Origin of the sequence: Streptomyces sp. AV19 (assembly GCF_015999245.1) — a bacterium.
In the GTDB taxonomy this organism is placed as follows: domain Bacteria; phylum Actinomycetota; class Actinomycetes; order Streptomycetales; family Streptomycetaceae; genus Streptomyces.
Map to the genome: position 1 here is coordinate 124434 of NZ_JAEAMR010000016.1, position 20519 is coordinate 144952.

Sequence of the window (20519 nt, forward strand, 5' to 3'; positions counted from 1 at the left end):
GGCCGGCAGGACGACCAGGACCAGTGCGGGGCTCAGCCGTTGGTGAAGGCGTCGGGGTGGAGCATCCTGGCGATCCGGTCCACCGCCACGTCGTTGCTCGGGCCCTGGTAGATCGAGTCGGACAGGACGACGAAGCGGTTGCTGCGGGCGGCTGGCCACTGGGGGAACTCCTTGAACAGTTTACGGGCGTAGGCCGCCGGGTCGGGGTCCTTGAAGCTGATGACCACGAGGGCGTCCACCGGTTCGGCGGCGACCTTCTCCTTGCTGACGTTGGCGAACGGGCCCTTGGAGGCGGACGCGAAGGCGTTGCCGCCGCCCGCCTTGGCGAGGATGTCGTTGAAGATCCCGTTCGCCGCGATGTAGCTGAAGTCGTCGCCCGTGTTGGAGAACCCCACCATGACCCTGGGGGCCTTCTTGCCCCGGACCTTGGCGGAGGTGGCGTCGATCGCCTTCCGCGAGGCCGCGATGATCTTCTCGGCGCGGTCGCCGACGTTGAAGATCTTCCCCAGGTCGCGCAGCAGGGTGTAGCTGTCGGCGATCGTCGCGCGCGAGGTGTCCTGGTCGCAACCCTGCGGGGACACGTAGGCGTTGGCGCCCACGACGCCGAGGTCCTTGCGGGTCGCGACGCCGTTCTTGGCGTCGAGGCCGTAGGAGGTGGGGGTCAGGACGAGGTCCGGGCGCAGGCCCAGCATGGTCTCGCGGGGGATGTCGGAGGCGTCGTTGAGCTTGACGTTCCCGGTGGGCAGGGCCTTGATGGCCTCGGCCCGGCCCTTGACCTCGGACCTGTCGTAGGACTGGGTGTTGGCGACGACGCGGTCGCCGAGCCCGAGGGCCAGCAGCGAGGAGACCTCGGCGACGGAGGCCCCGTTCATCACGACCACCCGGCTGGGCGCCTTGCCGACCGTGACGGTCTGCCCGCAGTTGGTGAGCGTGACCGGATAGCCCGGGCCGCTCGTCCCCGCCGACAGTTTGCCGTCCGACGGGGACGAGGACCCGCAGGCCGCGGTGGCCAGGCAGAGCAGTCCGGCCAGGACTGCCGCGGAGGCGGACCGTTTGGATGGCATTCTGGCTCCTCGGGACGGGAGTTGACTTCCTCTCAGTAGTCGGCGGCGGACCCGGCGGAGTTCCCCCGGGGACCGGACTTCTTCCCGGGGGGCGCGGGCAGGACGCCCGCCTCCACGCAGTGGTCGAGATAGCGGAACATCAGGGCGCGGTCGGCCTGCGGGCAGGCGATCCCGGTGCCGTCCAGGCCGCGCAGCACGTTGTCGGCCCTGACCTCGCCGAGTCCGAGGCCGGGCCCGTCGCCGTCGCCGTCCCCGCCGGTCCGGGAGTCACCGGTCCGGGAGCCGCCTGTCCGGGAACCGCCTGTCCGGGAGTCATCGGTCCAGGAGTCGAGGAAGGCGCCGGTGGTCGCCGCCACGTCGGCGGAGCGGGGCAGTTCCTCGCGCCACCGTCCGAGCGGCAGCCGCTTGACGGCGTATCCGTACTCCTGCACCCAGTCGTACACGTCGTTCAGGCGCACCTGGGGTACGGGCGCGTGGTTGAACACCGTGCCGGGCGGTGCCGTCAGGGACAGGCGTACGACGGCCCGGGCCACATAGTCGACCGGCGTCCAGACCTCCGCCTCGAACAGTTCGGGCAGGATGCCGGCCGGGATGCCGGAGCGCAGGACGCTCCACAGGAAGTCCCGCTCGTTGACGAAGCCGGTGGCGGCCGGGCCGGTCACCCGTCCCAGGCGGTGCAGGGTGACCGGGAGGCCGCGCTGCGCGGCCTGTTCCAGCAGCCGTTCCGAGGCCCACTTGCTCTGCTGGTAGCCGTAGGCGAGCCCGGGGTGCGGCGGCAGGAACGCCTCGGGCACCTCGGGGCTCGCGCTGCGCGGCGGGGCGACGGAGAGGGTGGAGACGAGATGCAGCGGAATCACGCGCTCCGCGGCCAGGCGCAGCAGTTGCCGGGTTGCCTCGGTGTTGGCGGCGCGGAGGCTGGAGTAGTCCCGCATGATGCTGACCGTCGCGGCGTTGTGCACGATCGCGTCGCAGGTTCCGGCCAGTTCGGCGAAGAGGCCGGCGCTCAGGCCGAGTCGGGGCCGGGCCAGGTCGGCCGGGACGGCGGTGACGCGTGTGCCGTCCGCGGGCCATGCCAGCCGCTGGGCGGCGAACGCCCGGCGGAGCCGCTCGCGGGCCTGGTCCGCGTCCGCCGCGCGGACGGGGCAGACGATCCCGGCGTCCGTCGTGGCGAGCAGTTCGGCGAGCAGGTGGCTGCCGACGAAGCCGGTGGCGCCGGTGAGCAGGATCCTGCGCGGGGCGCCGGACGGGCGCGGGCCGCGGCCCGGCCGGATGTCCTCGTCGAGGGCGGCGTCGGCGAGGACGGCCTCGGGCAGGCCGTCGGCGACCGCCTCCTCCCGCGCCTCCCGGCCCAGGAATCCCGCGAGTCGGGCGGCCGTCGGGTACTGGAACAGCCAGGCGACGCGCACGTCCCGGCCCAGCTCGACGCCGAGCCGGTTGGCGACCTGGATGGCCTGGAGGGACTGGGCCCCGAGGTCGAAGACGTCGTCGCCGGGGTCGATGCCCTCCACGCCGAGGACCTGGGCCCACAGGCCGGTGATGACACGCTCCACCGATCCGCCGCCCGTGGGCGCGGTCGCGGCCGGTTCCCGGGCCGTGCCCAGCGCGTTGCGGTCGATCTTGCCGGAGCCGGTGCGCGGCAGCCGGTCGGTGAACTCGACGGCGGAGGGGACCATCGCGGCCGGCAGGGCCGCCCGCAGGTGTTCGCGGAGTCCGGCGGCGGCCACCCCCGCGTCCGCCGCGACGTGCGCCACCAGGCGGCGGGTCCCGTCCGGCAGGACCTGTCCCACGACGGCCGCCTCGCGGACGCCGGGGTGGGCGAGGAGGACGGTCTCGACCTCGGCGGGCTGCACCCGGTGCCCGCTGATCTTGAACTCGTCGTCCGCCCGCCCGGCGAAGCGCAGTTGGCCGTCGTCGCCGAGCCGCACGAGGTCGCCGGTGCGGTAGGCGCGCGGGCTCCCCGGCAGCTGGGGCAGCGGGGCGAAGCGCGCGTCGTCCGGGGCCCGGCCGCCGCGGTAGCCGAGGGCCAGCGCGTCGCCGACGAGGTGCAGCTCGCCGTCGAGGACGGCGGCGCGCAGGCCCGGCAGCGGGCGCCCGATGGGCACGTCGCCGGGGGCCAGGGCGGGGTCGTGCAGCTCGGCGACGGTGGCGACCACGGTCGCCTCGGTCGGGCCGTAGGTGTTGAACAGCCGTACGGACGGGCCGACGGCCTCGCGCCACCGGTCGACGCGCTCGGGCAGGGCGGCCTCGCCGCCGATGACGACCGTCCGCAGCCCCGGGGGCAGGGCTGCGGCCCCGGTGGAGACGGCGTACGCCAGCTCGTGCCAGTAGGCGGTGGGCAGGTCGAGGACGCTGACGCCCAGCCGGCCGCAGGCGTCCAGGAGTCCGGGCACCGACTCGGTCATCTCGTCGGTGCGCACGACGAGGGTGGCCCCGGTGCACAGGGTCAGGAAGATCTCCTCGACGCTGGCGTCGAAGTGCAGCGGGGCGAACTGCAGGACGCGGTCCTCGCGCCGCAGGCCGTAGCGGTGGGCCGCGCCGGTGACGAAGTGGGCCAGCGCGCCGTGGCCGATCTCCACGCCCTTGGGCCGCCCGGTGGAGCCCGAGGTGTAGATGACGTACGCGAGGTCGCCGGACGCGACGGCGGCGGGGGCGTCGTCCTCCCTGCCGGGCATCAGGCCGGGCATCAGCACGGCGCGGTCCCCGAAGGCGGGCGCGTGGGCCTCGGAGGTGAGGACGACGGCGGGTCCGGCGTCGTCCAGGAGGGCCGCCGTGCGGGACGCCGGGGCGGCCGGGTCGAGCGGGCAGTACGCGGCGCCGGAGAGCAGGGCGCCGAGGATCGCGGTGACGGCCTCGATGCCCCGGGGCAGTGCCACGGCGACGAGCGTGCCGGGGCCGGCCCCGCGGGCGGCGAGGTGCCGGGCGACGGTCCGCGCGGCGGCGAGCAGCTCGGCGTAGGTGACGCTGCGGCCGTCGTGCTCGACGGCCGTGGCGTCGCCGCGCCGGGCGGCGTGCTCGGCGATCCGTTCCAGGACCGGCCGGGCGGGGCCGGGAAGCGGGCCGCCGTCGAGCACGGCCAGGGGCCGGAGTTCGCGCAGCGGGCGGCCGGGGGCGGCGACGCCCTCGCGCAGCAGGTCCAGCAACCCGCGCTGGTGAGTGGCCAGTTCGGCCTCGGTGTAGAGGCCGGGGTTGCCGTCGACGGCGATCCGCAGGCCCCTGCCCTCGGCCCGGTCGTACACGTTGACCGACAGGTCGTCGACGGGACCGGCCGACACGTTGTGGACGCTGCTGCGGTGGCCGGCGAAGCGCAGGTCGTACTCGAAGGGCATGACGTTGACACCGGGGCCGGACAGCCGCCGTCCGCCGCCGACGAGCTTGAGGTCGCGCCGCAACTGCTCGTAGCGGTAGCGCTGGTGGGGCAGCGCGGCCCGGAGTTCGCCGGAGACCCGCTGGGCTAGGTCGCGCAGGCCGTCCCCGTCCTCGACGGTGACGCGCAGGGCCAGGATGTTGCGGACCATGCCCGGCACCCGCAGCGACACCGAGCCGAGGCGGCCCATGACGGGCAGGCTCAGGACGATATCCCGCTCCCGCGACACCCGGTGGATGTAGCCGGCGGTGGCGGCCACCATCAGGTCGGACCAGGTCACCGAGAGCTCGCGGGCCAGGGCGCGCAGCGGCTCGACGTCCGTGGGGCCGAGGTCCGTGACGCGGCGCAGGAAGGTCCGCGCGGGCAGGGCCTGGCGGTCGGTGAGGCTCGCCACGGCCGGCCGGTCGGCGAACCGCCCGGTCCAGTACGCGCGGTCCTCGGCGCAGCGGCGCGATTCCCGGTAGGCGCGCTCCTCCGCGCGGACCGACTCCAGGGTGCCGAAGCCGCTCGGTGCGAGGGGTGTGCCCTCGATCAGGGCGGTGTAGGTGTCCGCGACGCGGCGGGCGACCAGGGCGAGGCCGAAGCCGTCGAGGGCGATGTGGTGGACGCGGTGGTACCAGAGCCAGCGGTCCTCGGCGATCTTGAACAGCGCGTGGCCGAAGACCGGTTCGCGGGTGAGGTCGACGGGGCGGTCGATGTCGCGGGCCATCCAGTCGAGGGCGGCCGCGCGCGGGTCCGCGAGCGCGGTGAGGTCGGCGGTGTGCGGCTGCCAGTCGCCGGCGGGTTCGGTGGTCTGCCAGGGCCGTCCGTCGTCGAGGACGAAGCGGACGTTGAGGGCCTCCGTCCCGGCGACGGTGTCGCGCAGGGCCCGTTCGAACGCCGTGGTGTCGATCGGGCCGTGGATCTCGACGTACTCGGCGGTGTTGAAGGCCGGGCTGTCCAGGTCGAGTTGCTGGCCGGTCCAGATGCCTTCCTGGGCGGCCAGCAGGGGCCTGCGTCCGGTCTCCCGGTCAGGCGCCGCCATGGGAGGCTCCCGTCTGGCGCTCGGACAGCAGCCGCCACCACTCGGCGAAGGAGGTGCGCTCGGCGAGTTCGAGGAAGCTCACCTGTACGCCGGCGGCCCTCCACCGTTCGGCGAGGGTGGTGATGCGCAGCGAGTCCAGGCCCGCGAGGAGGGGGTTTTCGTCCAGGTCGACGTCGTCGGGTCGCTGGTGGAGGAACTCCGCCAGGTCGGCGCGGAAGACCGCCAGGGTCAGGGGCTCAGCCATGTCGTTCTCTCTCGTAGCCGCGGGTGGTGGCCGGGGGCCGGTCAGTTGACCTTGCGGTCCGTGCCGCTCCAGAAGCGTTCGCGCAGCTCCCGGCGGAGGATCTTGCCGCTGGGGTTGCGCGGCACCTGGTCGATGAACTCGTAGGCGGCCGGCAGCTTGAAGGCGGCGAGCCGGTCGACGAGGAAGCGGTGGAGGTCGCGGGGGGTGGGCCGGTGTCCGGGGGCGGGGACGACGAAGGCGCGGACGGTTTCGCCCCAGCGTTCGTCGGGGGCGCCCACGACCACCGCGTCGGCCACGCCGGGGTGGTGTTCCAGGGCGTTCTCGATCTCGGCGGGGTAGACGTTCTCGCCGGCGACGATGATGGCGTCCTTGATCCGGTCGCTGATGAAGATGTAGCCGTCCTCGTCGGCGTACCCGGCGTCGCCGGTGTGGATCCATCCGTCGACCAGGGTTTCGGCGGTCCTGTCGGGCAGGCCCCAGTACTCGACCATGCGGGCGGGGGTGGCGAGGCAGACCTCGCCGACGGATCCGGTGGGCAGTTCGCGGCCCTGGTCGTCGATCACCTTGCTGCGGACGCCCGGGTAGGGGTGGCCGGCGGCCTTCATGCGCGGGCTGCCGGGGACGTGGGCGGCGGGCGGCAGGCAGACGGCGGTGTTGCCGGTCTCGGTGAGCCCGTAGATCTGGGCGAACTCGCTGCCGAACATCGTCAGGCTCTCCTCCAGCAGGGCCTCGGAGATCGGCGAGCCGCCGTACACGATCTTGCGGAGGGTGGTGAAGTCCTTCGGCGTGACGTCGGGTTCGGCCAGCATGAGCCGGAGCATGGCGGGGACCACGCAGGCGGTGGTCACGCCCAGGTCGCGGACGAGGCCGATGGCGGCGCGGGCGTCGAAGGCGCGCATCGCGACCACGGTGACGCCGGCGTTGAAGTTCTGGGTGGCCCACCACAGTCCGCCGACGTGGAATCCGGGGATGCCGATCAGCGCGATGTCGCCGGTGCGCCAGTCGATCCAGTCGAGCCCCGCGCCCGCGAGCGCGTCGCGGATGGCGAAGAAGCTGCGGTGGGCGAGGACGACGCCCTTGGGCAGGCCGGTGGTGCCGCTGGTGTAGAGCTGGGCGACGGGGGTGTCGGGGCCGGCGTCCACGTCCGGGTCGGTCGTGGGGTGGCCGGCCTTCCAGGCCGTGAAGCCGTCGGGGACGCCGAGCCGGACCACGGTCGCCGGCGGGCCGGCCGGGAGGCGGTCGAGGACGGGGGCGTACTCCTCCTCCAGGAAGAGCAGCGCGCTGCCGGAGTCCTGGAGGATGTGGCCGACCTCGGGGGCGGTGAGCCGCCAGTTGATGGGCACCAGCACGGTCCCGCTCTTGGCGCAGCCGAAGAGGATCTCGTAGTAGTGCTCGGACTCCTTGCCGAGGTAGGCGATCCGGGCGCCGGGGGCCGCGCCGGCGGCCCGGATGGCGTGGGCGATCCGGTTGCTCTCCTCGTGCAGTCGTCCGTAGGTGGTGCGGCGGCCCTCGCACAGGATCGCGGGGGCCCCGGGCTGCCGTCCGGCGTGGAAGCGCGCCGTCTCCACGAGGGTCCGGAGGCCGGGGTGGTACAGCCTGGCGCCGGTGGTCTGTTTCACGGTGGGTTCGTCCATTCCCGGGCACTCCGCTCTCGGCGTTCGTCGGTGCGCCGCCGCCGGGAGACGGCGGCGCACCGCGGGACAGGGTGTGGTGCTACTCGGCGTTGACGAAGGCGAGTTTCACCTCGCCGTCGCACCGCCCGCCCGCGTCGTCCCAGTACCGGTACCGCGTGTCGGCCAGGATCATCGGGGTGCCGCCGGGCGCCCGGCGTTCCACCGAGGCGAAGGCGAACTCGCCGGAGAACGCGCGGGCGTTGATGGGACGCCGGAAGTTCCCGGCGAAGCGGGCGATGAGGATGTCGGGCAGCTGGTGGCGCCAGTAGTCCTCCAGCGTCCAGGAGCCGAACTCCTCCAGGAGCTTCTCCTTCACCGACTTGGCGACCGCGTAGTACATCATCTGGTTGTAACTGATGTTGACCTCGACGGCGTTGAGGTGCCCGGTGTCGTCGATGTAGCACGATTCCGGGATGCCGAACGCGCAGCGGGCCGTGACCCGGCCGTCCACGACGGAGACCGTGGCGGACGTGAGGTACTTGCAGTGCGCCTTGTACGGCTTGAGCACCCGCTCGAGGAGTTCGGCGTCGTTCGCGAACTCCGGCGCGGCGCCGGGCCCGGCGGTCATGCCGTGAGGCCGTCGTAGAGCTTGCGCTCGTCGTGCACGGTCACGCGGAAGGAGACCACGGGCTCGGGCGTGGTGGTGTGCAGGGCGCGGTGGATCAGGCTGCGGTTGTCCCAGACCAGCAGGTCGCCCTGTTCGGGGGTGACGAGGTGGATGTTCTCGTGGGTGAAGGTGTCGTCGAGCTGTCCGGTGGCCTCGAAGAGGCGCTGGAGCAGGTCGGATTCGAGCGGTTTGCCGTCCGCGTCCTCCAGGCCGATGGTGAAGCCCTCGCTGATGTAGAGGACGGTCTCCCCCGTCATCGGGTGCTTGAAGGTCAGTGGCTGGGTGACCGGCGGGGTGTGCTCCTCGACCTCGGCGATGATCTCGGAGATCGGCCGGTAGACGTCGCTCGGGCGGATCTTGAAGTACTTGCGGACCGAGTGCCGGCCGCGCACGCCCACCAGTTCGTCCTTGAGGTCCTGCGGCAGCCGCTCGTAGGCCCTGCCCATGTCGATGTAGTACGTGCCGCGGTTCTTCTGCGGGATGACCTGCGGGTAGATCAGCGTGAGCCCGAAGGGGTCGGGCATGAACTGGTAGTCGGCGTGCCAGAACTTGCCCGTCTTCGGCACCCCGATCTGTTTGCCGTCCTTGGGGACGTTGGAGGAGACGAATATCTCCTCGTACTCGGGGTGCTTGTACATGGGCTCGTAGTAGACCTCGGGGCGGCCCAGCAGGCGGCCGAGGCCGAGGTACTGACCCGGCGTCAGGTCCTGGCCCTTCAGGATCGCGATCTTGCGGGTGTAGACGGTCTCCTTGAGCGCCTTGACGTCCTCGGGCGTGGCGGTGGTGTGGTCGAAGCCCTCGACCGTGGCGCCGAAGGGGGTGTCGGCCTGCGCTTTGATCTCCATGGTTCCGCTTCCGTTCCGTGAGGGGCGGTTCAGTGGGCGAGCTTGGAGTCGATCAGCTTGGCGGTGGCGTCGAGGGTGAGGTCCTCCTGGAGCTCGTTGTCCTCGATGGTGACGCCGAGTTCGCGCTCGATGCGCATGCTGATCTCCACCAGGGTCAGCGAGTCGACGTCCAGTTGCGCGAAGGTGGCCTCCGGGGCGATCACGTCGGCCGGGGAGTGGTGCAACGTTCCGACGATGGTGACCAGTTGGTCGTACGTGGTGCTCATGGCGCGAGTTCCCCTCCTTGGTCGTACGGCCGGTCCGGCCGGTGCAGGGCCGGCCATGTCAGCAGGCAGGAGCCCCAGGTGAGGCCCCCGCCGAAGGCGGTGAGCAGGACGCGGTCGCCGGGCCGGACGACGCCCCGGGCGGCCGCGTCGGACAGGGCGAGCGGGATGGACGCGGCGCCGGTGTTGCCCACCGATTCGACGTTGGACACGCAGCGGTCCTCGGGGAGCCCGAGTTCCTCGGTGACCGCGCGCAGGATCCGGAGGTTGGCCTGGTGGGGGACGAAGTGGTCGACGTCCTCGGCCTTCCGGTCGGCGAGGGCCAGCGTGGCCCGCGCGGAGGCCGCCATCCGCGTGACCGCGTGCCGGAAGACCTCCTTGCCCCGCATGGCGAAGTGCCGGTCCTCGCGGCTCACTTCCTCCCCGGTGCGGGCGGGCCACCGGGAACCGCCCGCGGCCACCGTGATCATTTCCTCGCCGGTGCCGTCGCTGCCGAGGTCGAAGTGGCCGACGGCGCCCGGCTCGTCGGGTCTGCCGGCGCGCAGCACCACGGCGCCGGCGCCGTCCCCGAAGATGATCGCGTTGGCCCGGTCGTCCGGGTCGACGATCGCGGAGTAGGCGTCCGCGCCGATCAGCAGGACGCGCTCGGCCACGCCCGCCGCGATCAGCCCGGCGGCCGAGGCCAGCCCGTACACGAATCCGGTGCACACCGCGCTGACGTCGAACGCGGCCGCCCCGGTGAGGCCCAGCCGGGAGGCGACGACCGGGGCGGTGGCCGGGCACGGCCGGTCCGGGGTCGTGGTGGCGACCACGACGGCGTCCACGGCGTCCGTGCCGGCCGAGCGCAGGGCCCGCCGGCCCGCCTCCACGGCCAGGTCGGACGTGGCCTGGCCGGGCTCGACGACGTGCCGCCGGCCGATCCCGGTACGGGTGCGGATCCAGGCGTCGCTGGTGTCGAGCCGCCGGGACAGTTCCTCGTTGGTCACCACGCGCGGCGGGACCCATCCGGCCAGCCCGCACAGCACGGCGGACCGGTCCTGCGGGGTGCGGATCGGGGGGTCACAGGGTGCGGACGGGCCGGGGGGCATGCTGGACACGACGGTGTCTCCTCGAAGTCACACGCTCTGGTTTACGGAAGCCGGAGGCGAAGGGGCCCGCTCTACCGGCCGGGACGCCCGCGGAAGGCCAGGACCGCGACGGCCGCGAGGCCGATGCCCGCCGCGATCACGTAGACGGCGGCGCGCACCCCGTCCAGCAGTCGGCCGTCGGAGAGGCCGCGGTCGCCCACGTCCCCCACGGCGATCAGGACCGCCAGCCCGACGGCGCCGCCCACCTGCAGCGTGGTGGACGCCATCCCGGAGGCCACGCCCTGGTCGCCCGGCTCGATCCCGGCCGAGGCCGTGATCCACAGGCCGGTCCAGGCGGCCCCCTGGCCGAGGCTCAGGAGCACGATGCCGGGCAGCAGGCGGACGTAGGACCCGTGGTCGTCGAAGGCCATGGCGATCAGCAGCGCGCCGAGCGCCCCGGAGACCAGGCCGCCGACGAGCATGGTGCGCACCCCGAGGGCGGCCACGGCTCTCTCCCCCGCCTGCGTCCCGGCGGCGACGACCACCGCGGGCACCAGGAAGGCGAGACCGGTGCCGATCGCGCTGTAGCCGCGCACCGTCTGGAAGTAGAGGGTCAGGAAGTACGGGACCGAGGCGAACGTCGCGTTGTACAGCGCGGTCATCGCCATCGCGCCGAGCAGCCCGCGGTGGGCGTACAGCCGGGTCGGCGTGAGCGGGTCACGGGTGCGCGCCTCGACGACGGCGAAGAGCGCCAGCAGGAGGACGGACAGGAGGGTGCTGACCAGGATCGTGCGGCTCCCCCAGCCGGCCTCGGGGCCGTGGACGAGGACGAAGACCAGCAGGGTGATGCCGCAGGTGGCGCTCAGCGCGCCGAGGAGGTCGAAGTCGCGGCGCCGGGACAGGGGTCCGTCCGGTGGGAAGAGGAGCCATCCGGCCAGCGCCAGGCCGCCCGCGAGCGGGACGTTGACGACGAAGACGGACGGCCAGCCGAAGGCGTCCACCAGGACGCCGCCCAGGAGCGAGCCGAAGCACAGCCCGCCCGCGCCGGCGGCGCCCCAGACCGACAGGGCCCGGTTACGGCTGGGGCCCTCGTCGTAGAGGGTGTTGATCAGGGAGAGGGTGGCGGGGAAGAGCAGGGCTCCGCCGATGCCCTGGACCGCGCGGACCGCCACCAGGACGCCCGCCGATCCGGAGAACCCGCCGACCAGGGACGAGACGGCGTACAGCAGTGAGGCGACGACGAAGACCCGGCGCCGGCCGAGCAGATCGGTCGCCCGTCCGCCCAGCAGCAGGAACCCTCCGGTGGCCACCACGTAGGCGCTGACCACCCATTGCAGGTCCTGGCCGGAGAAGCCCAGCCCCGAGCCGATGCTCGGGAGGGCGACGTAGACGATGTTGAAGTCGAGCGAGATGACCAGCTGCGCGGTGGCCAGGACCAACAGGACCAGTCCGAGTCGTGAACGCGCCGGTGCGCTCGACGACTTCAATGCAGGCATATTCAGGAAATCCCCCTGATCCACTGAATCGGCGCGTAGTGGATCTCCACTTCACGTGCACCACAGGAGCGGGTGATCGCGGTGGCAGCCCCTCTGCACCCGCGCCGTGCATCGAACAAGCCCCCGCCCCCACGAGTCACTCGCAGGAAGGACGGCTCGAACTGGATTGTGACTCACGTAGCGATCTTCGACCAGTCTCCGCACCGGATTTCGGACTGTCCCCGGGAGCCGTTGCCAAATGCCGGACCCGCGCAGCAACATGGCGTGAATCGAGCGTACGGAATGTGAGGTTCCAACGGTCCGGGGCAACTCAGGCCCAGGCTGCGGCGGTTTTCCTGCTGCGGGCCGAGTCGGAACCGGCGCTCGCGGAGCTGCCGCCGGACGACTTCCCTCTAGCGGAGGGATCACCTCAGCAGTCAACTTCAGGCCATGCATGGAAAGTTGCGCGAAGAAGGATGGCCGATTCAAGCGCCCGGCCGGACAGAGGTGGCAACTACCGGCCACGGAAGGACGCGCAGGGGCTCCCCACAGGCGGGTTCGGCATGAACGGAAGGGCCCCGGCCTCCCGACAAGTGCCAACTGAGCAGCCTTGACGCCCTGTTGACAACATCGACCCGCTCCCCTTCGCAGCACCCCGATCTCTCGGCTTCACCCTGCCGTCCCCCTGGCCGACCGGGATCCCGGAAGCACGGAAGGAAACAACTCCCGTGCGTCATTGGCCGGTTGTCAAAGTCCGCCACTCTGAGGAAGGGACCGCACCGGAGATCCGATGGCAAGCGGACCTCCCGGTCGGGGCGGGCCGAACCGCCCACCCGGCGGACGCACGAGGCCGCCCCACAACGGCGTGCGGACGGAACCGGCGGCCAGGACGGCCTCCTCGCCGCGCGGAACCGTGCCCCACGACGTTTCGCCCGGACCCCGCCCGAGCGATCCCGTCAGACCCGGTGCCGCCGCATCCGGCCGTGCTCCTCGGCCGCCCGCCGAAAGCTCCGGGCCACGTGCGCGAAGGAGATGTCCTTCAGCACCTCTGCCGGTACCGACGCATAGTCCTCGCCGAACTCGGTGCGGAACTCGCCCGCGAAGAGCAGACCCAACCGGTAGTACTCCCTGACGAAGTCCACGTCCGGCAGCCTGAAGTCGTCCGGGACACGCAAGCCGAGCCGGACCAGCGCATACCTCAGGAAGTCCACCACGCTGGGGATGGTCACGTCACAGATCTCGTCCAGGCTGGGCACGGAGGCGGCAGCGGGAGGCCCGTTCCGCGTCACGGACCGTGCGGACACGCGGCTGTCGTTCATCAGGACCGCTTGGACGACGGCGGCGCAGTATTCGTCCTCGAACCGGAAGGTGACCGGCCACTCCCTGTCGATCAGGAGCACATGCAGGAGGTCGTGCTTCAGCACCCTGTCCTTCACTGTCCCGCACGGCAGGAAGTACGCGATGTCGAACACGGGGAGTGCTCCCATCGACGACGTCAGCACGTCGAGAACGCTCGGGGTCGATTCCGCCATGAGGAAAAGGAAAGGTGGAACTCGCCGTAGGGGTCAAGCTCCCATTCCGGTGGACCGGCCGGTTCGGCGTGGACGCCGAGACCACGGTGACGGCATCGGTGTCCACCACGTTCCAGTGGGGCCGTGCGGCTTGAGCAGCCCCGGGCCGCAGCCGACACCGCGGATCGGTCCGGGCGGCGGTGTGCGCCTGTGTCTGCCGTCCTGGTGAGCAAGGGTGGCCTTCACCACCGGTTCCCAGCAGCCAGCCCCGCCACGTCATCTCGTAAAGTGACGGCCATGGCATGCCGCATCAGCGAACTGGTCATCGACGCCGCGGACCCCGGCCTGCTGGCCGCGTTCTGGAGCGACGTCCTCGGCTACGTCGAACTCGAGCGGGAGAGCGACGGAAGCATCGCGATCGGCCCGCCCGGCGCCGGTCCCGACAGCCCGCAGCCCATCCTCGTCCTCAGCCCCACCACCGCCCCCCGGACGGGAAAGCTCCGGCTGCACATCGACGTCAATGCCACCGACCGCGACCAGGACGCCGAGCTGGAACGGCTGCTCGCCCTCGGCGCGAGGCCCGTCGACATCGGGCAGACCGGCACCGAGAGCTGGCACGTCCTGGCCGACCCCGAGGGCAACGAGTTCTGCCTCCTGCGCACCCGGCTCAATCCCCTGTGACCACGGTGCGGTGCTCCGCGCACGCGCAGAACACCGCACAACATCGACAGCCGCCTACGGCTCGACCGTGACCGCCTTCTCGGCGCGCAGGTCGCTCACGAAGCCGCCCTTGGTCACGCGTATCCAGTAGCCGTGCGCGCGGTCCTCGGGGTCGATGCCGGGGTCGCGCTCCAGCTTGCGGTTCATCGAGGTGGCACCGCTCGGGACGTCCCGCTGGAACGTGTAGGGGTGCCAGATGCCGAGCTCGCTGCTGTAGAAGGGCTTGCGCTCCATCAGCATGACCTGGTCCGGATTGCCCTGCGCGGGCTTCCAGTTGACGCGGACGGTGTCGGCGTCCAGACGGTCGATGGACGTCACCTCCGGCGCCTTCGGGATCGCCGAGGAGGAGGCGGGCCTGACCGGGCCGCTGTGGATCGTCCGCGGGACGGACGGGTCGTAGCCGTCGGGGTTGTCCAGCTTCCCCGTGACGCGGAGCGTGGCGGGGGCCTGTTGCCCGCCCGCGCACGCGTCGACCTGGACGACCACCTTCCAGGTGCCGGAGAACCGCACGAAGTCCTCCTTCTGGACCGGCAGTTCGCGGGCGCCGCCGTCGGCCGCGCTCACGGAGTACACGTACCGGGAGTCGTCCGAGCGGACCACCTGGTAGCTGCACCGGTCGACGGCCGCGGCGCGCGCGTCGATCGCCGGCCGGAGTGACGGCGCGGCGGTTCCGGCGGCCGGCGGAGCCGCTGTGGCCACGCCCGCGCCCGAGGCGAGGGCCGCGAGACTCAGCGCGGACGTGGCGATCGCGGCGACTGTACGAGAGGGCATGCATCCTCCGGTGACGTGCTGGGTCAGTGGGTCTCGGGCATACGAGACGCCCCGGACGCTACCGACAACCAAGGGTCAAGAGGAAGTCAAATACCGGCAAACCAAAGGCTTTGCGTCAATCTCCTTCGCCGAATGTCCCGATCTGTTACGGCGCCGCCGCCTCCAGCTCGTCGACACTGCCCGCCATGATCGTCCGCAGGTGCCGGGTGATGTGCTCCGCCGGCCAGTCCCACCAGGCGACGGCCAGCAGGCGGGCGATGTCCTCCTCCGGGTAGCGGTAGCGGATGGTGCGGGCGGGGTTGCCGCCGACGATGGCGTAGTCGGGGACGTCGTCCACGACGACGGAGCCGGTGGCGACGACCGCCCCGTGGCCGATCCGGACCCCGGGCATCACCGTGGTCCCGTATCCCAGCCAGACGTCGTTGCCGACGACGGTGTCGCCCCGCCCCGGCAGTCCGGCGATCAGGTCCATGTGGTCGGTCCAGGAACCGCCCATGATGGGGAAGGGGAACGTCGAGGGGCCGTCCATGCGGTGGTTGGCGCCGTTCATGATGAAGCGGACGCCGGTGCCCAAGGCGCAGTACTTCCCGATGACCAGGCGCTCGGGCCCGTAGTGGTAGAGGACGTTGCGGGTCTCGAAGGCCGTCGGGTCGGCGGGGTCGTCGTAGTACGAGAACTCCCCGACGTCGATCAGCGGCGAGGTGACCAGGGGCTTGAGCAGCACCACCCGCGGCTGCCCGGGCATCGGATGCAGGACGGTCGGGTCGGCGGGGACGTGCGGTGCCATCGGTGATCTCTCCTGGTTCGGACGGCGGACGGGACCATGATCCATGATCACATCAATCGGTCAGGACGGCGAACGGCTTTCCCCGCACACGCCCCCGCCGCGCGGTGACCGGTCACCGGTCACCGGCCCGCAACGCTCACGCCGTGGGGACGAGTTCCCGCAGCCCCCGCATCATCCCCCGCGCCTCGCCCCGGTCCCTGCCGACGCACACCGCCCCGAACTTCCCGTGCTCCACCAGGGCGCTGAGCATGTGCAGCACGACCCCGGTGCCGCGCGCGGCGTCGTAGCCCAGCGGTGAACCGGTGACCGCCCCGATCAGGCGGGACGGGAGCAGGCCCGCCCAGCGGGGGTCCGTCAGGGCGTCCGACGCCTCGTAGACCCGCTCCGTGCCGTCCGCGGCGAACAGCCGGCCGTCCGCCGTGGGCACGGTGCCGAGCAGGCCCGTGACCATGGTGAAGGCGTGTTTGGTGCCGGTCGCGCGGAGGTTGAGTTCGCAGCCGAGGACGCGGTGGCCGCCGGCGGGGCCGGTCACCAGGAAGTCGACGCCGTAGTCGCCGCCCCGCAGCCCCCGTTCGAGCAGGGCCCGCCCGACCCGCAGGCCGTGGTCGACGACGGTCGCGCGGTAGGCGGCATCGGCGGGGAAGGTGCAGCCCGCGTAGCTCTGGCCGCCGGCGGTCAGGACCTGGTCGTGGGTGGAGACGGCCTCCGCCTCCCCCGAGGCGGTGAGGCGGCCCTGGAAGCTGGGGCTGGCGAGCGCCTCGTCCTCGATCCACTCCTCGGCGAGGGCCCCCGACTCCTCGATCATGTCCGAGAACTCCCGCCAGTTCAGCTTGGCGTCGACGAGTTCCGCGTGCGGCAGTTCGGCGAGGATCCGGCCGACGGACACGTCGCCGTCGGCCGGGACGACGTCGCGCAGGTCGAGCACGGCGTTGCCGAGGCCGCCCCCGTAGGCGGTGCTGTCGAGCTTGATGACGACCTTGCGGTGACCTTTCCGGGCCAGTTCGGCCACGGCGCGGGCGAGTTCGCCGGTGCTGCGGCACAGTCCGCTGCCGGCCGGGATCTCGATGCCGGCGCCGGCCAGCAGCTCGCGCCCGGCGCTCTTGGTGCCCAGGGGAATGGCGGAGGAGGGGAACTGATCACCCGGCACGCCCAGGGAACGGGCGAATTCCTCCAGGGGCGCGGACGGTTCGAAGTAGCTCAGCCGGACGTCGGAGCCGTCGCGGGCCTGTGCGGCCACGAAGTCCCGGATCTCGGCGCGCAGCCGGGCCGCGTGGGGGTTGCCGGGGTCGAGGACCTTCCGGCTCAGCCAGCGCGAGGAGGAGTCCTCCAGGCCGAGGACGCGGACGCGCTCGCGTCGCGCGGCGGCGGCGCCCTCGCCCGACAGACCGAGGGCGCCGCCCTCCTCGCCCAACAGGCCGAGGTAGTACCGCACTTGTTCCTCGACCTCGACCATCGGCGGCGCGGTGACGTAGAGCAGGCGGCCGCCGGACCGGCAGACCGTGTGGACGATCGCCGGCCCGGCGAGCCGTTCGGGGAAGCGCGTCGCGCCCGTCAGCCGTTCCAGGAGTTCCGGGCTGCATTCCCGGCTCTCGACGCACACCACCGCCGGACGGGTCACGTCCCCGTCCCGGCTGTCGGGGCCGGTGGGCGGACGGCGAGGGCGAAGACGTGGGTGCCGGCGTCGAGGGCCGATGTGCCCAGCGTGGCGTGCACCCTGCTGTGGGCGAGGACGTCCAGCCCTTCGTCCTTGGCGAGCGCCATGAAGTTCGCGGGGTACGTCTTGCGCTCGACGTCGTAGTCCAGTCCGGCCACCAGGGCTTCCAGCTCCAGCACCGTGAACCGCACCCGCTGCCAAGGGCTTTCGTCGCCGGGGTGGGGGAAGCGGTCGCGCCGCACCTCGTCCAGCAGCCGGTGGAGCGCGCCGTCCGTGCCGCTGTCCGCGCCCCGCATGGCGCGCAGCCTGCGCTGTTCGGCCGGGGGCAGACCGTCCTCGCGGACGTGGGCCAGCGTCTGCTCGATATAGGCGAGGTGGTGGTCGGCGATGATCCGGCCGCGTTCCTCCTCGGTGCCGAAGGGCGAGATCATCTCGTCGGCGACGACCACCAGTCCGCCGGGCGCGGTGTGCTGCTTGAGGCCGCGCAGGAACATGCGGGTGTCGAGGTGGTGCGAGGCTCCCACGGACACGGAGACGGGGTAGTCGCCGGGCCCGTCGAACTCCGTGATGCCGCTGTGATGCGCGGTGATGCGGCGGCCCGCCGTGTTCCGCGCCAGGAACGGGAAGGCGGCGGGGCTGGGTTCGACCGCGTCGACGAGGGCGTCGGGGAAGAGTTCGGCGAGCATGACCGTCGGCAGGCCGGGGCCGCTGCCCACGTCCAGGATCCGGTCGGGCAGGCGCGGGGCGTGGGCCAGGATCATGCGGCCGAGTTCCACCATCTGCACGGCGTAGCCCGGGTGGACGGCCTCGAAGAAGGAGTACTCGTCGACGCTGATCCGCGCCTCCCACGCCTCGGTCGCCGTGCCGTCGGCCGGCTGCTCGCCGCTCGTCCCCGGGCCGGGGTCGTAGTCCTGTACGAACCGGGGCACCGCGGGCACTCCCATGCGGTTGAGGACGTCGGAGGCCAGGGTGGCGACGAGCCAGCTGTCGTGTTTCAGCAGCCCCTCGATCAGGGCCGGTTTCCCGGCCGGTACCCGCCCGGTGCCGAGCAGTTCCCTCAGGCGTTCCGCCTCGCGCCACACCTCCGCCGCCTCCGCGGGAGGCGCGAGCGGAGCCGAGGTGTCCGGGGAGGCCGGCGGCTCCGTGCGATGGCCGCAGATCAGGACCGAGCCCGGCACCCGCTCCACCGTGACGACCGCGCGGGCCACGCGCAGGTCGACGCCGGTGTCCCGCCGGCTGTGCGGCGCGCCGATCCGGTCCGCGTACTGCTCGACGTGGTCGCCCAGTTCGTGCCAGGGCACCTGGGTCGCCAGCCGCAGGACGCGGGTGGGCAGGCCGTTCTGGCATTCCTGGACGACTTTGGCGACGAAATCCTCAAGGCGCTCGGCCGAACCGAGGACCGCCACTGGGCGCGAGGTTTCCATGGTTGCCCCTTCCGGCCCGGTGTTCACCCTGTGAAGGGGTGAACACGTGCTGTGGGGAATCTCGGCCTTCTGGAAGCGTACCTTTCCGGGTGAAAAGCGGCATCACGGGCCGCCCAGCGGGGATATCGCGGCCCGATGTTGACCTTCGAGTCGGTCGAAGCCCAATGATGGCGGGGTGCCACACTCCGATGAACTGATGCCGATCGGGATCTTCGCCCGACACAGCGGTCTCACGCCGAGCGCCCTGCGGTTCTACGCCGACTCCGGGCTGCTGCGCCCCGCCGAGGTCGACCCGGTCTCGGGCTACCGCTACTACGGCGCCGGCCAGGTGGCGCGGGCGACCGCGCTGCGCCGGCTCCGCGAACTCGCCATGCCCCTCCCCTCCGTCGAGGCGGTCCTCGCCGCCGGGCCCGACGAGGCGTCCCGGCTGATCGACGAGCACGTCGCCGGGGTCGTGGAGGACGCGCTGGCCGTGCGGCGGAGGGCCGCCGCCCTCAAGTCCTCGCTGGGCGGGGTGCCCGGTCTGCCGATCGCCGCCGTGAAGGGGCCCGTACTGGCCGACGCGATCGAGCAGGTGCTGACCGCGACCGCGCACGAGCCGGGGATGCCGGTACTCGGCGGAGTGCGCGTCGAGGCGACCCCCGAATCGATCACCCTGACCGCGACCGACCGGTACCGGCTCTCCACCCGGACGTTGGTGCCCGCCGAACCGCCGGCCAGTACCTGGGCGGCCACGGTCCGGGGCGACGAACTCCGGCTCGCGGCGCCCGGGATCCGCCGCGGCGCGCTGGTGCGCGTCGAAGCGGCGCCGCACGGGATCCGTCTGCGCGCGGCGGGCCGACGGGACCAGCACTGCCGGTTGCTGCCCGAGGAGTTTCCCGACCACCGGTCGATGCTCGCGTCACTGCCCGACGTCACCACCCGGGTGACCGTGACGAAGGACGCGCTCCTGTCGGCACTGGAGGAACACCCCGGCGAGCGGGTAGCGCTGGATGTGACCGACCGAGGTCTGGCCGTCCCGTCCCCCGACGAGGAACACTCCGATGTCCACCTCCCGGCCACCACGACCGGACAGCCCCTCCTGATTTCCTTCGACCTGACCACGCTCTACCCGGCCGTCAGCACCGCCATCGGCCCCGACCTACTGCTCGACCTGCGGGGTCCCGGCCGGCCCGTCACCATCCGCTCGGCCGACCGCGGCGATCTCACCACCCTGGCCATGCCGGCCGGGCCCGCCTGAGCACGAGGAGCACCGACATGACCACCACTCCCGACCCGACCATGGAAGCCATCGGCCGGGCCATCGCCGTGGCCCACGCCGGGGACGTCGCTTCCGCCCGCCGGACGCTCCTGGACCTCTGGTCCGCGATCGGCGCCAACGGCGACGCGCTGCACCGCTGCACCCTCGCGCACCACCTGGCGGACCTCCATGAGGACCCCGCCCAGGCCCTGGCCTGGGACGTCCGCGCCCTGGACGCCGCCGACGCGCTGACCGAACAGCGCGTCCAGGAGCACCACGCCGGCCTCCGCGTCGCCGGCTTCTACCCGTCCCTCCACCTCAACCTCGCCGACAACTACCGGCGGCTCGGCTCCTTCGAGGCCGCCACCGAGCACATCGAGGCGGCCGAGGAGCATGCCCCCGACCTCCCCCGGGGCTCTTATGGCGACCTGATCCGCACCGCCATCGCCGAGGTCGCCGAGGCCATAGCCGGGCGGGACACCGCACCGCGTCTCTCCGCCCCCGGATCGTAAAGCCCCTACAGGCGCCGCTCGTTGAGCCGCGGGCAGATGCACCGCACCTCCCCGCACAGATGGTGGCGGAGCGGATCCCTGCGCGGGGCCGTCCCGTTGACGAGTTCGGCCGCGTAGGGGGCGGGCGGCTCGGTGTAGGGGGAACTGGTGTTGCACGCGGTGCACGCCCAACGCCCGAAGATCCCTTTCACCGACTTGCCGCAGTTCGTGCACTCATGCTCGGTGATCTCAGGCAGCACTCTCGTACTGTACCGGCGGCCGGGCACCAACTTCA

18 protein-coding genes are annotated in these 20519 nt (G+C 72.3%); 3 read left to right on the forward strand and 15 right to left on the reverse strand.

All coding sequences use genetic code 11. The features are described 5' to 3' along the window. Positions 1 to 32 precede the first annotated feature (32 nt). The 10 genes from I5Q34_RS25055 to I5Q34_RS25100 all read right to left on the reverse strand — a co-directional run bounded on the left by I5Q34_RS25055 (position 33) and on the right by I5Q34_RS25100 (position 13158). Positions 33 to 1064 carry an ABC transporter substrate-binding protein gene (locus I5Q34_RS25055; RefSeq protein ID WP_199894670.1) on the reverse strand — a complete coding sequence of 344 codons (1032 nt, stop codon included), beginning with the start codon at positions 1062 to 1064 and terminating at the stop codon, positions 33 to 35. A 32-nt stretch (positions 1065 to 1096) separates the two neighbouring features. Beyond that, a complete protein-coding gene (locus I5Q34_RS25060; protein ID WP_199894671.1) occupies positions 1097 to 5452 on the reverse strand; it encodes a non-ribosomal peptide synthetase in 4356 nt (1451 codons plus the stop codon). Next, positions 5439 to 5696 carry a phosphopantetheine-binding protein gene (locus I5Q34_RS25065; RefSeq protein WP_199894672.1) on the reverse strand — a complete coding sequence of 86 codons (258 nt, stop codon included), beginning with the start codon at positions 5694 to 5696 and terminating at the stop codon, positions 5439 to 5441. The genes I5Q34_RS25060 and I5Q34_RS25065 overlap by 14 nt, the downstream gene beginning before the upstream one ends. Positions 5697 to 5737: 41 nt before the next feature. Beyond that, a complete protein-coding gene (locus I5Q34_RS25070) occupies positions 5738 to 7330 on the reverse strand; it encodes a long-chain-fatty-acid--CoA ligase (RefSeq protein ID WP_199894673.1) in 1593 nt (530 codons plus the stop codon). Positions 7331 to 7409: 79 nt separating this feature from the next. Continuing rightward, entirely contained in the window at positions 7410 to 7937 is a 528-nt protein-coding gene (locus tag I5Q34_RS25075) for an FcoT family thioesterase (RefSeq protein WP_199894674.1), read from the reverse strand. Next, positions 7934 to 8821, reverse strand: coding sequence for a TauD/TfdA family dioxygenase (locus I5Q34_RS25080; RefSeq protein WP_199894675.1), 888 nt, complete (start codon positions 8819 to 8821; stop codon positions 7934 to 7936). The genes I5Q34_RS25075 and I5Q34_RS25080 overlap by 4 nt, the downstream gene beginning before the upstream one ends. 29 nt (positions 8822 to 8850) lie before the next feature. Beyond that, a complete protein-coding gene (locus tag I5Q34_RS25085; protein WP_199894676.1) occupies positions 8851 to 9087 on the reverse strand; it encodes an acyl carrier protein in 237 nt (78 codons plus the stop codon). Beyond that, complete coding sequence (locus tag I5Q34_RS25090) at positions 9084 to 10172, reverse strand: beta-ketoacyl-ACP synthase III (RefSeq protein WP_199894715.1); 1089 nt, start codon at positions 10170 to 10172, stop codon at positions 9084 to 9086. Before I5Q34_RS25090 ends, I5Q34_RS25085 begins: the two co-directional genes overlap by 4 nt. A gap of 71 nt (positions 10173 to 10243) precedes the next feature. Then, complete coding sequence (locus I5Q34_RS25095) at positions 10244 to 11647, reverse strand: MFS transporter (RefSeq protein ID WP_199894677.1); 1404 nt, start codon at positions 11645 to 11647, stop codon at positions 10244 to 10246. A 935-nt stretch (positions 11648 to 12582) separates the two neighbouring features. Next, positions 12583 to 13158: a hypothetical protein gene (locus I5Q34_RS25100; RefSeq protein WP_199894678.1), complete on the reverse strand. Its 576-nt coding sequence runs from the start codon at positions 13156 to 13158 to the stop codon at positions 12583 to 12585. 276 nt (positions 13159 to 13434) lie between these two features. Here I5Q34_RS25100 and I5Q34_RS25105 point away from each other — a divergent pair, with 276 nt between their 5' ends. After that, positions 13435 to 13818: a VOC family protein gene (locus I5Q34_RS25105; RefSeq protein WP_199894679.1), complete on the forward strand. Its 384-nt coding sequence runs from the start codon at positions 13435 to 13437 to the stop codon at positions 13816 to 13818. A gap of 54 nt (positions 13819 to 13872) precedes the next feature. Here I5Q34_RS25105 and I5Q34_RS25110 read toward each other — a convergent pair whose 3' ends face one another. The 4 genes from I5Q34_RS25110 to I5Q34_RS25125 form a co-directional block, all read right to left on the reverse strand. After that, entirely contained in the window at positions 13873 to 14628 is a 756-nt protein-coding gene (locus tag I5Q34_RS25110; protein WP_199894680.1) for a hypothetical protein, read from the reverse strand. 145 nt (positions 14629 to 14773) lie between these two features. Beyond that, complete coding sequence (locus I5Q34_RS25115; protein WP_199894681.1) at positions 14774 to 15415, reverse strand: CatB-related O-acetyltransferase; 642 nt, start codon at positions 15413 to 15415, stop codon at positions 14774 to 14776. A 136-nt stretch (positions 15416 to 15551) separates the two neighbouring features. Next, on the reverse strand, positions 15552 to 17033 hold the full coding sequence (locus I5Q34_RS35855) for a peptide ligase PGM1-related protein (RefSeq protein ID WP_199894682.1): 1482 nt from the start codon (positions 17031 to 17033) through the stop codon (positions 15552 to 15554). Beyond that, on the reverse strand, positions 17030 to 18493 hold the full coding sequence (locus I5Q34_RS25125; RefSeq protein WP_234429508.1) for a trans-aconitate 2-methyltransferase: 1464 nt from the start codon (positions 18491 to 18493) through the stop codon (positions 17030 to 17032). Before I5Q34_RS25125 ends, I5Q34_RS35855 begins: the two co-directional genes overlap by 4 nt. A gap of 196 nt (positions 18494 to 18689) precedes the next feature. Between I5Q34_RS25125 and I5Q34_RS25130 the strand changes: the two genes are divergently transcribed. Beyond that, positions 18690 to 19733, forward strand: coding sequence for a MerR family transcriptional regulator (locus I5Q34_RS25130; protein ID WP_234429509.1), 1044 nt, complete (start codon positions 18690 to 18692; stop codon positions 19731 to 19733). A 17-nt stretch (positions 19734 to 19750) separates the two neighbouring features. Next, positions 19751 to 20245, forward strand: a complete 495-nt coding sequence (locus I5Q34_RS25135) for a hypothetical protein (protein ID WP_199894684.1) — start codon at positions 19751 to 19753, stop codon at positions 20243 to 20245. A 5-nt stretch (positions 20246 to 20250) separates the two neighbouring features. On the opposite strand, the gene I5Q34_RS25140 is transcribed toward I5Q34_RS25135, so the two are convergent. Next, positions 20251 to 20484, reverse strand: coding sequence for a hypothetical protein (locus I5Q34_RS25140; protein WP_199894685.1), 234 nt, complete (start codon positions 20482 to 20484; stop codon positions 20251 to 20253). Positions 20485 to 20519 lie beyond the last annotated feature (35 nt).

Coding starts and splice junctions, on each gene's coding strand:
- I5Q34_RS25055 (WP_199894670.1), bottom strand. CDS start 1,064: ATGCCATCCAAACGGTCCGCCTCCGCGGCAGTCCTGGCCGGACTGCTC.
- I5Q34_RS25060 (WP_199894671.1), bottom strand. CDS start 5,452: ATGGCGGCGCCTGACCGGGAGACCGGACGCAGGCCCCTGCTGGCCGCC.
- I5Q34_RS25065 (WP_199894672.1), bottom strand. CDS start 5,696: ATGGCTGAGCCCCTGACCCTGGCGGTCTTCCGCGCCGACCTGGCGGAG.
- I5Q34_RS25070 (WP_199894673.1), bottom strand. CDS start 7,330: ATGGACGAACCCACCGTGAAACAGACCACCGGCGCCAGGCTGTACCAC.
- I5Q34_RS25075 (WP_199894674.1), bottom strand. CDS start 7,937: ATGACCGCCGGGCCCGGCGCCGCGCCGGAGTTCGCGAACGACGCCGAA.
- I5Q34_RS25080 (WP_199894675.1), bottom strand. CDS start 8,821: ATGGAGATCAAAGCGCAGGCCGACACCCCCTTCGGCGCCACGGTCGAG.
- I5Q34_RS25085 (WP_199894676.1), bottom strand. CDS start 9,087: ATGAGCACCACGTACGACCAACTGGTCACCATCGTCGGAACGTTGCAC.
- I5Q34_RS25090 (WP_199894715.1), bottom strand. CDS start 10,172: ATGCCCCCCGGCCCGTCCGCACCCTGTGACCCCCCGATCCGCACCCCG.
- I5Q34_RS25095 (WP_199894677.1), bottom strand. CDS start 11,647: ATGCCTGCATTGAAGTCGTCGAGCGCACCGGCGCGTTCACGACTCGGA.
- I5Q34_RS25100 (WP_199894678.1), bottom strand. CDS start 13,158: ATGGCGGAATCGACCCCGAGCGTTCTCGACGTGCTGACGTCGTCGATG.
- I5Q34_RS25105 (WP_199894679.1), top strand. CDS start 13,435: ATGGCATGCCGCATCAGCGAACTGGTCATCGACGCCGCGGACCCCGGC.
- I5Q34_RS25110 (WP_199894680.1), bottom strand. CDS start 14,628: ATGCCCTCTCGTACAGTCGCCGCGATCGCCACGTCCGCGCTGAGTCTC.
- I5Q34_RS25115 (WP_199894681.1), bottom strand. CDS start 15,415: ATGGCACCGCACGTCCCCGCCGACCCGACCGTCCTGCATCCGATGCCC.
- I5Q34_RS25125 (WP_234429508.1), bottom strand. CDS start 18,493: ATGGAAACCTCGCGCCCAGTGGCGGTCCTCGGTTCGGCCGAGCGCCTT.
- I5Q34_RS25130 (WP_234429509.1), top strand. CDS start 18,690: ATGCCGATCGGGATCTTCGCCCGACACAGCGGTCTCACGCCGAGCGCC.
- I5Q34_RS25135 (WP_199894684.1), top strand. CDS start 19,751: ATGACCACCACTCCCGACCCGACCATGGAAGCCATCGGCCGGGCCATC.